Source organism: Streptomyces sp. NPDC090025, from assembly GCF_044748125.1.
GTDB lineage: Bacteria > Actinomycetota > Actinomycetes > Streptomycetales > Streptomycetaceae > Streptomyces.
Window position 1 is genome coordinate 266,484 of record NZ_JBIVFL010000003.1, and the last position, 13,579, is coordinate 280,062.

Annotated in this window: 11 protein-coding genes; 4 read left to right on the forward strand and 7 right to left on the reverse strand. The window is 74.2% G+C overall.

Annotation, left to right across the window (positions count from 1 at the left end; translation table 11 throughout):
* The 4 genes from ACIPXM_RS10565 to rsmH form a co-directional block, all read right to left on the reverse strand.
* Positions 1–1,680, reverse strand: coding sequence for a UDP-N-acetylmuramoyl-L-alanyl-D-glutamate--2,6-diaminopimelate ligase (locus ACIPXM_RS10565; RefSeq protein WP_401654159.1), 1,680 nt, complete (start codon positions 1,678–1,680; stop codon positions 1–3).
* 46 nt (positions 1,681–1,726) lie between these two features.
* Entirely contained in the window at positions 1,727–3,697 is a 1,971-nt protein-coding gene (locus ACIPXM_RS10570; RefSeq protein WP_401654161.1) for a peptidoglycan D,D-transpeptidase FtsI family protein, read from the reverse strand.
* 3 nt (positions 3,698–3,700) lie between these two features.
* Positions 3,701–4,252, reverse strand: a complete 552-nt coding sequence (locus ACIPXM_RS10575) for a septum formation initiator (protein WP_401654163.1) — start codon at positions 4,250–4,252, stop codon at positions 3,701–3,703.
* 75 nt (positions 4,253–4,327) lie between these two features.
* Positions 4,328–5,287 (reverse strand): 16S rRNA (cytosine(1402)-N(4))-methyltransferase RsmH, encoded by a 960-nt coding sequence (gene rsmH / locus ACIPXM_RS10580; protein WP_401654165.1) that lies wholly within the window; start codon positions 5,285–5,287, stop codon positions 4,328–4,330.
* A 329-nt stretch (positions 5,288–5,616) separates the two neighbouring features.
* Here rsmH and ACIPXM_RS10585 point away from each other — a divergent pair, with 329 nt between their 5' ends.
* The 4 genes from ACIPXM_RS10585 (at position 5,617) to ACIPXM_RS10600 (ending at position 11,158) form a co-directional block, all read left to right on the forward strand.
* Positions 5,617–6,186, forward strand: a complete 570-nt coding sequence (locus ACIPXM_RS10585; protein WP_401654167.1) for a beta-class carbonic anhydrase — start codon at positions 5,617–5,619, stop codon at positions 6,184–6,186.
* A gap of 192 nt (positions 6,187–6,378) precedes the next feature.
* Positions 6,379–7,413, forward strand: coding sequence for an AAA family ATPase (locus ACIPXM_RS10590; RefSeq protein WP_401654169.1), 1,035 nt, complete (start codon positions 6,379–6,381; stop codon positions 7,411–7,413).
* Positions 7,413–8,774, forward strand: a complete 1,362-nt coding sequence (locus tag ACIPXM_RS10595) for a DUF58 domain-containing protein (RefSeq protein WP_401654171.1) — start codon at positions 7,413–7,415, stop codon at positions 8,772–8,774. The genes ACIPXM_RS10590 and ACIPXM_RS10595 overlap by 1 nt, the downstream gene beginning before the upstream one ends.
* Positions 8,771–11,158 carry a DUF3488 and DUF4129 domain-containing transglutaminase family protein gene (locus ACIPXM_RS10600; RefSeq protein WP_401654174.1) on the forward strand — a complete coding sequence of 796 codons (2,388 nt, stop codon included), beginning with the start codon at positions 8,771–8,773 and terminating at the stop codon, positions 11,156–11,158. Before ACIPXM_RS10595 ends, ACIPXM_RS10600 begins: the two co-directional genes overlap by 4 nt.
* Positions 11,159–11,317: 159 nt before the next feature.
* On the opposite strand, the gene ACIPXM_RS10605 is transcribed toward ACIPXM_RS10600, so the two are convergent.
* The 3 genes from ACIPXM_RS10605 to ACIPXM_RS10615 form a co-directional block, all read right to left on the reverse strand.
* Positions 11,318–11,719 (reverse strand): DUF3040 domain-containing protein, encoded by a 402-nt coding sequence (locus ACIPXM_RS10605; protein WP_401654176.1) that lies wholly within the window; start codon positions 11,717–11,719, stop codon positions 11,318–11,320.
* Between the two features lie 332 nt (positions 11,720–12,051).
* The gene (locus ACIPXM_RS10610) at positions 12,052–12,840 is read right to left on the reverse strand and encodes a methyltransferase (RefSeq protein WP_401654179.1); all 789 of its coding nucleotides are present in this window, start codon (positions 12,838–12,840) and stop codon (positions 12,052–12,054) included.
* A gap of 67 nt (positions 12,841–12,907) precedes the next feature.
* Positions 12,908–13,441: an SAV_6107 family HEPN domain-containing protein gene (locus ACIPXM_RS10615; RefSeq protein ID WP_401654181.1), complete on the reverse strand. Its 534-nt coding sequence runs from the start codon at positions 13,439–13,441 to the stop codon at positions 12,908–12,910.
* Positions 13,442–13,579: the final 138 nt, after the last annotated feature.

Sequence of the window (13,579 nt, forward strand, 5' to 3'; positions counted from 1 at the left end):
TCATCCCTGACTGTTCGGGTGAGGGTTGGCGTCCTGGCCGCTCCGGCGGCGGAGAATCGCCTCGCGCAGGACCTGACGGTCATCGAAGGGGCGGACCGCCCCGGCGGTCTCCTGGCCCTGCTCGTGGCCCTTTCCGGCGACGAGCACGGTGTCGCCGGGTGCGGCGCGGTCCACGGCGGCGGCGATGGCGGCGGCCCGGTCGGCGTCGACCAGGACGGTGCCGCGCTGCTCCCTGGGGACCTGGGCGGCGCCCGCGAGCATCGCGGTGAGGATCGCGAGCGGGTCCTCGGAGCGGGGGTTGTCGGAGGTGAGCACGGCGGTGTCGGCGAGCCGGGCGGCGGCGGCGCCCATCGGGCCGCGCTTGGTGGTGTCGCGGTCGCCGCCGCAGCCGATGACGATGTGCAGCCGGCCGCGGGTGACCTCGCGCAGGGAGCGCAGCACGGACTCGACGGCGTCGGTCTTGTGCGCGTAGTCGACGACGGCGAGGAAGTCCTGGCCCGCGTCGACCTTCTCCAGGCGGCCGGGGACGCCGGGCACGGCGGCGACGCCGTCGGCGGCGGTCCGCGGGTCGATCCCGGCGGTGGCCAGGGTGGCGATCGCGGCGAGCGTGTTGGCCACGTTGAACGGGCCCGGCAGCGGCGCGGTGGCCGGGATCCGGGTGCCGTCGGGGGCGACCGCGGTGAAGGTGGAGTCGGCGGCGCCGGAGACGACGTCCTCGGCGCGCCAGTCGGCGGCCGGGTCGCCGGTGGCGGAGAAGGTGACGACGGGGACGCCGGACTCGGCGGCGAGCCTGCGGCCGTAGGCGTCGTCGAGGTTGACCACGCCGCGCCTGCTGCGCTCGGGGGTGAAGAGCCTGGCCTTGGCCTGGAAGTAGTCCTCCATGTCGGAGTGGAACTCCATGTGCTCCGGGCTCAGGTTGTTGAAGACGGCGACGTCGAAGACGCAGCCGTCGACCCGGCCGAGCACCAGGGCGTGGCTGGAGACCTCCATGGCGACCGCGTCGACGCCGCGTTCGCGCATGACCGCGAACAGCGCCTGCAGGTCGGTGGCCTCGGGGGTGGTGCGCTCGGACTTGATGCGTTCGTCGCCGATCCGCATCTCGACGGTGCCGACGAGTCCGGTGTGCAGCTTGGCGCCGCGCAGGCCGCCCTCGACGAGGTAGGCCGTGGTGGTCTTGCCGGAGGTGCCGGTGATGCCGATCTGGAGCAGGTCGGTGCCGGGCCGGCCGTAGATCTCGGCGGCGAGCTCGCCCATCCGGCCGCGCGGGTCGTCGGTCACCAGGACCGGCAGGCCGGTCGCGGCGGCGCGGTCGGCGCCCGCCGGGTCGGTGAGGACGGCGGCGGCGCCGAGTCCGGCGGCCTGGGCGACGAAGTCGGCGCCGTGCGCGCGGGCGCCGGGCAGCGCCGCGTACACGTCCCCGGGCCGCACCGCCCGCGAGTCGTGGGTGATGCCCGAGACCGCGACGCCCTCGGCGCCGGGGAGCTCGGTGCCCAGCCGTGCGGCCAGCTCGCCCAGGGGTGTCGGGCGGAGCCGCTCCGGGCGGGGCGGGGTGGTTCGGGACTGATCAGCGTGTGGCACGGCGGTGAGCGTACCGGGCGCACCCTGCGCAGGGCTAAATCGGGCCACGGCGTCGCCGGAGTTCGATTTCCGGTTCCCGGACGGTGGGGTGATCGTTGTCACTGGTGCTCCCGGGGTGTCACGGCGTGGCGCGGGGCGTCACGGCGTGTCACGGCTTGAAGGTGACGGGCAGGCGGGCGGGCGGGCGTCCGGTGGGCGGGACGTGGAGGGTCTTGAGCGCGAACTCCATGACCTTCTTGTAGATGGGGCCGCAGATCTGGCCGCCGAAGTAGCTGCCCTTGGTGGGGTTCTGGATGGCGCAGTAGACGGCCACCCGGGGTTCGTCGGCGGGGGCGAACCCGGCGAAGGAGGCGGTGTAGCCCTTGTAGATGCCGAGTTCGGGGTCGACCCGGTTGGCGGTGCCGGTCTTGCCCGCGACCCGGTAGCCGGGGATCGCGGCCTTGTTGCCGGTGCCCTCCTCGTCGTCGACGACGGACTCCAGCATCTGGGCGAGGGTCTTGGCGGTCTTCTCGCTGACCACCCGGCTCTGCTCGGGCGTGGGCGCGGCGGTGAAGCGGCCGTCGGGGCCGCGGGTGCCGCGGACCAGGGTCGGCTCGATCCTGACCCCGCCGTTGGCGATGGTGGAGTAGACGGACGCGGCCTGCATGGCGCTGAGCGAGAGGCCCTGGCCGAACGGGATCGTGTACTGCTGCGAGGTCGACCAGTCCTGGGGTTTGGCGAGGATGCCGGGGGTCTCGCCGGGGTAGTCGAGGCCGGTGGGGCTGCCGACGCCGAACTTGCGCAGCTGGTCGTAGAGCGCCTTGTTGGCCTCGGCCTGGGTCTTGCCCAGCTGTCCGGTGGCGAGGATGGTGCCGATGTTGCTGGACTTGGCGAGGACGCCGTTGAGCGTCAGGTACCAGGTGGGGTGGTCGATGTCGTCCTTGAACAGCCGGTCGCCGCGGTGCAGCCGGTTGGGGACGGTGACCCGGGTGTCGGGGGCGGCCACGCCGTGTTCGAGCACGGCGGCCATCGACATGACCTTGCTGGTGGAGCCGGGCTCGTAGGCGTCCTGGAGGGCCGCGTTCCCCATGGCGGTGGCGTTGGCCTGGCTGAGGTCGTTGGGGTCGAAGCCGGGGGCGTTGGCCATGGCGAGCACCTCGCCGGTGCGGGTGTCCTGGACGACGACGTAGCCGCGGTCGGCCTTGGACTTGCGCACCTGGTCGGTGATGGCCTGCTGGGCGGCCCACTGGATGTCCCGGTCGATGGTCAGCTCGATGTCGGAGCCGGGCACGGCGGGGGTGCCCTGGGAGCCCGCGGTGGGCACCCGGCGGCCGCCGGACTGGGCGTAGCGGATCTTGCCGTCCTTGCCGGCGAGTTCCTTGTCGAGCATGGACTCCACGCCGCCGGCGCCGCGGCCCTCGGCGTTGACGTAGCCCAGTATCCCGGCGGCGAGTTCGTTGTTGGGGTACACGCGTTTGGTGCTGGGCTCGCTGAGCACGCCGCCGAGCAGGTTGACGCCGTTGCCGCCGTTGACGGGCTTGGCCTTCTGCTCGTAGACCTTCTTGAGGTCCTTGATCTGGTTCCAGACCTGCGGGGTCTGCTTGCGGGCGAGCAGGGTGTAGCGGGACTTGGGGGTGCGCAGCTTCTTGGCGAGTTCGGCGGGTTCCTTGCCGAGGATCGGCGCGAGGAGCGCGGCGGCCTGCTCGGGGGCGTCCTTGGTCCTGGCGTCCTCGGGCGTGAACAGCTTGGGGTCGGCGGTGATGTCGTACGCGTCGACGCTGGCGGCGAGCGCGACCCCGTTGCGGTCGGTGATCTCACCGCGGTCGGCGGAGAGCGTGTACTCCTGGTAGCGGTGCTTCTCGGCCTTGGCGGCGTACGCGCTGGCGTCGACGGCCTGCACCTGGAGCAGCCGCACCACGAAGGCCAGCATGACCAGGGTGAGGCCGAGCGAGACGAGCCGCAGCCGGGGCTTGGGGCTGCCGAGCCGGATGGTGCGGGCCCGGGCGGCGGGCCGGGCGGCCGGGCGGCGGGGCGGCGCGGGGCGCGGTGCGGGCCGTCCGCCGGACCCGGCGGCGGGCCGGGGCCGGGTGGGGCGGGCCGGGCCGGGGACGCGGCGGCGCGGGGGCTCCTTGGGGGGCACGGGTCACCTGCCGGAGGTCGTGGGGGCGGTCGCGGGGGCGCCGGTGCCGGTGGTGGCGGTGGCGGGTTTTCCGGTGGCGGGGGGCGGCACGGGCGGTTTCGCGGCTCCGGTGGCGCCCGCGGGCGGGACGACCGGCGGCGCGATGGTGCGCGGCGGCGCCGCGGGGGTGGTGCGGGGCGTGGGCTTGGGGGCGGCGGCCTCGGTGGGCGCGCCGCGGACCTTGCCGTCCGGGTCGAGGAAGGCGGGGGTGCCGCCGGGCACCATGCCGAGCTGGCGGGCCCGCCGCTCCAGGGCGTCGGGGGCGGCGCTGTCGTCGACGTCGCGCTGCAGCGCCTGCTCCTCGTCGGTGAGCTCGGTGGTGCGCTTCTTGAGCTCGCTGAGCTGGAAGGAGCCCTGGTTGAGGGCGGAGTTGAGGAGCAGCAGGGTGATCAGGCCGCCGCCGAGCAGCAGCACCACCAGGAGGACGAAGGGGGTACGGGCGGCGGTGCTCGGTCCTGACGGCATCAGCCTGCCGAGCCGTGCCGCCCGCCCCTTGAGGGGCCCCTGTGCCGTCATCGCCCGTCGCCTTTCTTCCGGTCCCGCCGGTCCCGCCGGTCCCGCCGCGCCGCCGCGCCGCCGCGCGCGCCCGGCTCACGCGGGCTCGTCCGCCCGGATCCGCTGTGCTCCGCGAAGACGCGCGGGGGCCGCCCTGCGGTTCTCGGCGACCTCCTCCTCGGTGGGCAGTTCGGCGCCTCGGGTGAGCAGCTTCAGACGGGGCTGGTAGCGCTCCGGGACGACGGGCAGGCCGGGCGGCGCGGTGTTCGCGGCGCCCGCCGCGAACACCTGCTTGACCAGCCGGTCCTCCAGGGAGTGGTACGAGAGGACGGCGATCCGGCCGTTCACGGCGAGCGCCTTCACGGCGGCGGGGATCGCGTTCTCCAGGACCGACAGTTCGCCGTTGACCTCGATGCGCAGGGCCTGGAAGGTGCGCTTGGCGGGGTTGCCGCCGGTGCGCTTGGCGGCCTGCGGCAGGGAGTCGCGGATCAGTTCGACGAGCCGTGCGCTGTGGTCGAACGGTTCCTTCTCGCGTTCGCGGACGATCGCCGAGACGATCCGCTTGGCCTGCTTCTCCTCGCCGTACGCGCGCAGGATGCGGACCAGGTCGCCGGCCGGGTAGGTGTTGAGGACCTCGGCGGCGCTGATCCCGGTGGTCTGGTCCATGCGCATGTCGAGCGGGGCGTCCTGGGCGTAGGCGAAGCCGCGGTCGGCCTCGTCCAGCTGCATCGAGGAGACGCCCAGGTCGAACAGGACGCCGTCGACGTACGGGACGCCGAGCCGGTCCAGGACCTCGGGCAGCTCGTCGTAGACCGCGTGCACCAGGGTGGCGCGCTCGCCGTAGGGGGCGAGCCGCTCGCCGGAGAGGCGCAGGGCCTCCTTGTCGCGGTCGAGGGCGATCAGCCGTGCCTCGGGGAAGCGCTGGAGCAGGGCCTCGCTGTGGCCGCCGAGGCCGAGGGTGCAGTCGACGACGACGGCGCCGGGGTGCTCCAGGGCGGGGGCCAACAGGTCGAGGCACCGCTGCAGCATCACCGGGACATGTCGGTCGTTGCTCAAAGCGCCCTCTCAGATCCGGCGGGAACAGGTACCGCCGGCGAGCGGAAGGGGCCGAGCCGTGGGTACCGCCGCGTGTTACGGGGGAGAATCGGCGGAAATCGCGCGATGTCTCCGTGAACTTCGCGCCACTTTAGTCCAACGGACCCCTCGGTCAACCAACCGGCTGGCGCGTCGCGCGACGGGGACGGGGCGGTCGGAGGATTCGCGCCGTTCACCCGGACGGCCCCGCTCGAGAACGGCTGTGGGTTCGCTCACAACAAGGTTCATTGACGCTCTTTGTCCGCTCTCACAGCAGGCTTGAGCACCCGTTGACCACTACCGTCGTCGGTATGTCGACCTCTGCGCACCCCTCCGCCGACGCGATAACCACCGCGAGCACCGAAAACGGTGCGGACAACGGCGAGAACACCGTCATCGACCGGCTCGTCCAGGCCAACACGCGGTACGCCGCCGACTTCGCCGACCCCGGGATGGACGCCCGGCCCGTGCGGCACGTCGCCGTGGTGGCCTGCATGGACGCCCGGCTCGACCTGCACGCCGCGCTCGGTCTCGAACTCGGCGACTGCCACACCATCCGCAACGCGGGCGGTGTGGTCACCGACGACGTGATCCGTTCGCTCACCATCAGCCAGCGCGCGCTCGGCACCCGCAGCGTGATGCTGGTGCACCACACCGGCTGCGGCCTGGAGTCGCTCACCGAGGACTTCCGGCACGAGATCGAGGACGAGGTCGGCCAGCGTCCGGCGTGGGCGGTGGAGGCGTTCCGCGATGTCGACCAGGACGTCCGGCAGTCCATGCAGCGGGTGCGCACCTCCCCGTTCCTGCTGCACAACGACGACGTGCGGGGCTTCGTCTTCGACGTGACGACGGGTCTGCTGCGCGAGATCGACCCGGCCTGACCGGATTCCCGGCCCGACTTTCCAGCCCGACGCAAGCCCGCAAACACGGGCAATTCACCCTGAGTTATCCACAGGCCGAGGGCAGCCAAGTGACACGAGCCCGCCACGGCAACAAGAATGCGTGGATGACACCCCCCGGCCACCGTGCCGGGGGCAGGTGTCGGTGCTGCGAAAGGGCCGAGGAGGGCCGGGGTGACCACCTATGACGACCGAGCGAGCCTCACAGATCTGACCACCACAGCGGAGCGCGTCCGCGGGTCGGTGGAGAGCGTGATCGAGGGCAAGCCCGAGGTCGTACGGCTCGCGCTGACCGTGCTGCTCGCCGAGGGACATCTCCTCATCGAGGACGTCCCGGGCGTGGGCAAGACGATGCTGGCCAAGACACTGGCGCGGTCCATCGACTGCTCGGTGCGGCGCATCCAGTTCACGCCCGACCTGCTGCCCTCGGACATCACGGGCGTGTCGATCTTCGACCAGCAGGCCCGCGAGTTCGAGTTCAAGCCGGGCGCGATCTTCGCCCAGATCGTGATCGGCGACGAGATCAACCGGGCCTCGCCCAAGACCCAGTCCGCCCTCCTGGAGTCCATGGAGGAGCGCCAGGTCACGGTCGACGGCCAGACCTACGAGCTGCCCAGCCCCTTCATGGTCGTCGCCACCCAGAACCCGGTGGAGATGGAGGGCACCTACCCGCTGCCCGAGGCGCAGCGCGACCGCTTCATGGCCCGGGTGTCCATGGGCTACCCGAGCCCCGAGGCCGAGCTGAAGATGCTCGACGCGCACGGCTCGGTCTCCCCGCTGGACGACCTCCAGCCGGTGGCCCACGCCCACGAGATCCTGAAGCTGGTCGAGGCGGTCCGCGCGGTGCACGTCGCCGAGGCCGTCCGGCGGTACGCGGTGGACCTCGTCGCCGCCACCCGCAGCCACCCCGACCTGCGGCTCGGCGCCTCCCCGCGGGCCACCCTGCACCTGCTGCGGGCCGCCAAGGCGTCCGCCGCCCTCAGCGGCCGGGAGTACGTGCTGCCCGACGACCTCCAGGCGCTCGCCGCCCCGGTCCTCGCGCACCGGCTGCTGCCCACCGCGCAGGCCCAGCTCAACCGGCGCACCGCCGAGCAGGTCGTCCACGACATCCTGCAGCGCACCCCCGTCCCGGCCGCCGCGCCCACGCCGCCCTCGCAGGCGCCCGGCCCCTACTACGGCCAGCAGCAGCCCGGCGCCCGGCGGGTGTGATGAGCAGCGCCGCCCCGCACCCGCGGGCCGCGGGGGCACCGGACGACGACGGCGACCGGGGCAGCCTGCGGGCCGCCCTGGCCGGCCTCACCACCCGCGGCCGGTCCTTCCTCGCCGCCGGGGTCGCCGCCGCCGTCTGCGCGTTCGTACTCGGCCAGACCGACCTGCTGCGGGTCGGTCTGCTGATCGCCGTGCTGCCGCTGGTCTGCGTCGTCGTGCTGCACCGCACCCGGCACCGGGTCGCCGCCGGACGGCGGCTCAGCCCGCAGCGGGTCGAGACCGCCACCGAGGCCCGGGTCCACCTCCGGATGGACAACGTGTCCCGGCTGCCCACCGGCCTGCTGATGCTCCAGGACCACGTGCCGTACATGCTGGGCCCCCGGCCCCGCTTCGTGCTCGACCGGGTCGAGCCCGGCGGCCGCCGCGAGGTGTCCTACCGGGTCCGCTCCGACCTGCGCGGCCGGTTCCCGCTCGGCCCGCTCCAGCTGCGGCTCACCGACCCGTTCGGGATGTGCGAACTGACCCGCTCCTTCAGCGCGTACGACACCCTCATCGTCGTCCCGCGCACCGAGCCGCTGCCCGCCGTCACCCTCACCGGCGGTTCCTCCGGGTACGGCGAGGGGCAGCAGCGGGCGCTCGCGCTCGCCGGTGACGACGACATCATCCCGCGCGCCTACCGGCACGGCGACGACCTGCGCCGGGTCCACTGGCGCTCCACCGCGCGCTACGGCGAGCTGATGGTGCGCCGCGAGGAGCAGCCGCAGCGGGCCCGCTGCACGGTGCTGCTCGACACCCGCGAGACCGGCTACGAGGGCGGCGGCCCCGACTCCGCCTGGGAGTGGGCCGTCTCCGGCGCCGCCTCCGTGCTCACCCACATGCTGGAGCGCGGCTACGCGGTCCGGCTGCTCACCGACACCGGCAGCACCGTGCCCGGCGAGGGCGCCGAGGGCTTCGCGGGCGGCGGCCACGACACCGCCGAGGCCGCCGGACTCCTGATGGACACCCTGGCCGTCGTCGACCACTCCGAGGGCGCCGGGCTCTCCCGCGCATCCGACGTGCTGCGCGGCGGCCACGAGGGGCTGCTCGTCGCCTTCCTCGGCGACCTCGACGAGGAGCAGGCGGCGCTGGTGGCCCGGATGCGCCACCGCGGCGGCGGCGCCGTCGCCTTCCTGCTCGACTCCGGCACCTGGCTGACCGGCGGCGCCGTCGCCGGTGCGGTCGACGACCGGCTGCGGGTGCTGCGCGAGGCGGGCTGGCAGGCGTTCGCGGTACGGCCGGGCGCCCGGCTCGGCGAACTCTGGCAGCACGCGGGCGGAGCGGGCGCGCAGCCCGCCGCCGACACCTACGGAGGTTGGTCATGAGCGGGCGCGCGCGGCTGACGCTCGCGGCCTGGGTGGCGACGCTGACCGCGTCGATCTCGCTGACCCAGCTGGTCAGGCCGTTCACCTGGATCCTCACCGCGGCGCTGCTGCTCGCCCTGCAGAGCGCCGTCGGCACGGCGACCCGGCGGGTGCCGCTGGCCCGGCCGCTGACCATCACCGCCCAGGCGGTGCTCACCCTGCTGCTCCTGACCGTGGTCTTCGTCCGCGACCAGGCGCTGCTCGGGGTGCTGCCGGGCCCGCAGGCGTTCACCGCGTTCGGTGAGCTGTTCCAGGCGGGCGTGCAGGACGTCGGCACCTACGCCCCGCCGGCGCCGAACACCCCCGGCATCCGGCTGCTCCTGGTCACCGGGGTCGCGGTGATCGGACTCCTGGTGGACGCGCTCGCGGTCACCTTCCGCAACGCGGCCCCGGCGGGCCTGCCGCTGCTCGCGCTCTACTCGGTCGCCGCCGGTCTGTCCGGCGGCGACGCCGGCATCGTCTGCTTCCTGCTCGCGGGCACCGGCTATCTGCTGCTGCTCCTCGCCGAGGGCCGGGACCGGCTGTCCGCCTGGGGCCGGGTGTTCGGCGGCGCGCGGCCCGGCCGCCCCGCCTCCCCGCTGGCCGACGACCGGGGCGTGTCCGCCCCGGCCCGCACCGGCGTGCGGATCGGCGCGGTCTCGCTCGCGGTCGCGCTGATCGTGCCCGTGCTGCCGCCAGGACTGACCGGCGGTCTGTTCGGCGACTCCGGCGAGGGCCCGGGCCAGGGCGGCAAGGGCGGCACGATCTCCGCCGTGAACCCGCTGGTGTCGCTGCAGAACGACCTGCGCCAGCCGGAGGACCGCGAGGTGCTCCGCTACCGCACCAACGTCACCGACGTCAGCAACCTCTATCTGCGGCTCGTCTCCCTCGACCAGTTCGACGGCACCGCCTGGAAGTCCTCGGTGCGCCCCATCGAGGACGTGCCCGAGCAACTGCCCTGGCCCGACGGCCTCGCGCAGGACGTCCGGGTCACCGAGATCACCACCAACCTGGTCGCCTCCGGCGCGTACGAGCAGAAGTGGCTGCCGATGCCGTACCCGGCGTCCCGGGTCTCCATCAGCGGCAGCTGGCGGTACGAGCCGGCCGGCCGGATGCTGGTCGGCGACAACGGGCAGACCACCCGCGGCTCGCGCTACTCGGTCACCAGCCTGGACGTGCGGCCCACCGCCGAGCAGCTGGCGAACGCCCCGGCCGCCCCCGACAAGCTGCGCCGGGAGTACACCCGGGTGCCGGCCTCGCTGCCGCCCGACGTGAAGTCGACGGCGCTGCGGGTCACCCAGGGCGCGGGCAACGACTACGAGCGGGCGGTACGGCTGCAGGACTGGTTCGCGCGGGACGGCGGCTTCCGCTACGACGTGAACGTGGAGTCGGGCACCGGCGTCGGCGCGATCTCCCGCTTCCTGAAGGACAAGGAGGGCTTCTGCGTCCACTTCTCCTTCTCGATGGCGGCGATGGCCCGTTCGCTCGGCATCCCGGCGCGGGTCGCGGTCGGCTTCATGCCGGGCACCCCGCAGCCCGACGGCGCCGTGTCGGTGGGCATCCGGGACGCCCACGCGTGGCCCGAGCTGTACTTCGAGGGGGCGGGCTGGGTCCGCTTCGAGCCGACGCCGTCGCGCGGCTCGGTCCCGTCGTACGCCCGCGCGCAGGCGGTGGGCGGCGGGGCGACCCCGTCGACGGTGCCCTCGGCCGGTGCCTCGGCGCAGCCCTCGGCGGTGCCCAGCGCCTCGGAGAGCTGCACCCCGCAGGAGCGCAGGCTCGGCGGCTGCGGGCGCGACCCCGAGGAGCAGCGGGCCGGGCAGGACGGCGCGGGCGGCATCCCGCTGTGGCCGTATCTGCCGATCGGGCTCGGCGTGCTGGTGCTCGCCGGGCTGCTCCTGGCGCCCTGGCTGTGGCGGACCCGGGTGCGGGCCAGAAGGCTCGGCCCGGCGCCCGACCCGGTGGCCCGGGTGCTCGCGGTCTGGCAGGAGATCAACGACACCGCCTGGGACCACGGGGTGCTCCCCGACGAGTCCCGCACCCCGCGCCGGACGGCGGCCCGGCTGGTCGCCCAAGGCGAGCTGCCGCAGGACGCGGCGGACGCGGTGCACCGGGTGGCCCGCGCGGTGGAGGAGGCGCTCTACGCGCCGAGCCCCCGCCCGGCCACCGGCCTGACCGACCAGGCCGGGCTGATCCGCGCGGCCTTCGCGGCCGGTGCGGGCCGCCGGGCCCGGCTGCGGGCCCTGCTGCTGCCCCGCTCGGCCGTACGGGTGAGGTGGGCCGCCGGGGAGCGCTGGACGGCACTGCGGTCGGCCTGGTCCGCCCGCACCCGGGCGACGCTGCGGACGCTGTCCCGGAAGCCCTCCTAGCCGACCCCCGGTCTCGTGGGCCTCGGACCTGCGGGTCCGGGGGCCCACGGGACCGGCCCGCAGCGCACGGCACGGCACCGCGCACGTCATGACATGACAGCGGGCCCGCACCTCATCGGTGCGGGCCCGCTGTCGTGTCACTGTCGGGGGTCGGCGGTCCTAGTGGTGGCCGCCCTGCTGCTCATCGCGGCGGCGCTGCCACCGCTCTTCGATGCGGGTCATCATCGAGCGCTTCTGACGCGCCTGATGGCCGCCTCCTGCGGCCCCCCGCACCTGCTGCTCACCCGGCTTGGGCGCCTTGCGCCATCCGGTGACCGCCATCACGGCGCAGCCCAGCATGACGAGGAATCCCGCCACGCTGATCCACCACTGCTGGGCCACCACTCCGGCCATGAGGAGCGCGATACCCACCAGGAAGCCGGCGACCGCTTGGTAGACCCGTCGCCGGGTGTACGTACGCAGTCCGCTTCCCTCGAGCGCTGTCGCGAACTTGGGATCTTCGGCGTACAGCGCTCGCTCCATCTGCTCGAGCATGCGCTGCTCGTGCTCCGAGAGCGGCACGGAGTCCTCCTCGTCGTCGGTCGCGGGGGCGACCGGTTTGCGGCCCTTTCAGGATAGGCAGGGAATCGCCCCCGTGAAACCCGCCCTCAATGCCAAATCGCCGATCCGGGCCGCCATGCGGATCGGATGCTGAGGCGTTGATTCCCCAGCACCTTGGCCGTCATGCCGGATGGTGTCCCTCGATCATACGGGGACATGGGTCGGTTCGGGCTGGCTGTGGCGTACTCCATCCGCGACTGCGTCGCTGCTCAGCGCCCACGGCGGCGGTCCGGGCCGCCGGGCGCCGGGCGCCGCCGTGCGGGTGGCGGACCCGGGGCCGGGCGCGCGGCGGGTCAGCCGTGCTTGCGGCCGAGCACGTGGAGCTGGGTGGCGATGGCGTGGAAGGACGCCAGCTCGGCCGCCGCCGCCTCCAGCTTGAGCAGCGCCTCGGCGGCGCCGGGCTCGGTGTCGACGAGGACCCCGGGCACCAGGTCGGCGAAGATCCGCACCCCGTGCACGGAGCCGACGTCGAGGCCCGCGTCGGCGGCGAGCCCGGTGAGCTGGTCGGCGGTGAACCGGCGGGGCACCGGGTCACCGGCGCCCCAGCGGCCGTCCGGGTCGCCGAGCGCGTGCCGGGCCTCGGTGAAGTGTCCGGCCAGCGCGCGGGCGAGGACCGCCCCGCCGAGCCCGGCGGCGAGCAGGCTGAGGCTGCCGCCGGGACGCAGCGCGGCGGCCGCGTTGCGGACGCCTTCGGCCGGGTCGTCCACGTACTCCAGGACGCCGTGGCACAGCACGCTGTCGAACGCCTCGCGGCCGACGACGTCGAACAGGCCGCGGATGTCACCCTGGACGCCCTGGACGCGGTCGGCGACGCCCGCCTCGGCGGCCCGCCGCTCCAGCGCGAACAGCGCGTTGGGGCTGGGGTCGACCACGGTCACCCGGTGGCCCAGCCGGGCCACCGGGACGGCGAAGTTGCCGGAGCCGCCGCCCGTGTCGAGGACGTCGAGGCTGTCCTTCCCCAGGTCCGCCGCCCGGCGGTCCAGGGCGTCCTTGAGGACGTCCCAGACGACGGCGGTGCGCAGGGAGGATCGCGACGGGCGCGAGGTCGCCTCTCGACCGGAGACACGGGAAGGGTCCGACACGGTTGCTGACTCCTCGGTGACGGGGACGAACGCTCCCCACCCTATGGCCTCGGGCTCCCTCCCCCGGTCATCCGGCGGCCTCCTCGGGCCCGGGCTGGCGGGGCAGCACCGGCTGGAGCACGAGCAGCCGCTCGATCAGGCGCAGGAACATGGCGGCGTCCCTGATCAGGTCGTCGGCGTCGCGGCGGCTCGCGGCACCGGCGATGCCCGCCTCGGCGCGGGCCCGCCGGTCGGCTCCGGCGGCGAACAGGGCGCTCCACTCGTCGAGTTCGGGGGCTATCTCGGGCAGCACCTCCCAGGTGCTGCGGATCCGGGCGCGCTTGCGGGGGTCCCGCTCGGGCCTGCCGCGGGCGGCGAGCACGGCGGCGGCGGTGCGCAGGGCGGCGAGATGGGCGGTCGCGTAGCGCTCGTTGGGCTCCTGGAGCGCGGCGGCCTCGTCGAGTCCGGCCCTGGCCTTGGCGAGCAGGTCGAGAGCGGCGGGCGGCGCGGAGGAGCGCCGCAGGACCGGGTGGATGTCGGACGCGGGTCCGAGCTGGGCGGGGGCGGCGGGGCGGCGCGCGGTGGAGCGCCGGTGTGCGGCTGCGGCGGAGTGGCCGGCCATGACGAGCCTCCTGTCGTCGGGTGACGGCGCTGTGGCCGTATGTGTTCATCGTGCCCGGCCCCACTGACAATCAGGCTGACCTGGGCTTTTGCCAGTTCGGCGACTCAGCGGTAACTTTTTGAACTGACCGGTCAGTTC

What these genes read in the sequence shown, in the direction of transcription:
- ACIPXM_RS10575 (WP_401654163.1), bottom strand. Translation starts at nt 4,252, where the DNA reads ATGACGGCACAGGGGCCCCTCAAGGGGCGGGCGGCACGGCTCGGCAGG.
- ACIPXM_RS10585 (WP_401654167.1), top strand. Translation starts at nt 5,617, where the DNA reads ATGTCGACCTCTGCGCACCCCTCCGCCGACGCGATAACCACCGCGAGC.
- ACIPXM_RS10595 (WP_401654171.1), top strand. Translation starts at nt 7,413, where the DNA reads ATGAGCAGCGCCGCCCCGCACCCGCGGGCCGCGGGGGCACCGGACGAC.
- ACIPXM_RS10600 (WP_401654174.1), top strand. Translation starts at nt 8,771, where the DNA reads ATGAGCGGGCGCGCGCGGCTGACGCTCGCGGCCTGGGTGGCGACGCTG.
- ACIPXM_RS10615 (WP_401654181.1), bottom strand. Translation starts at nt 13,441, where the DNA reads ATGGCCGGCCACTCCGCCGCAGCCGCACACCGGCGCTCCACCGCGCGC.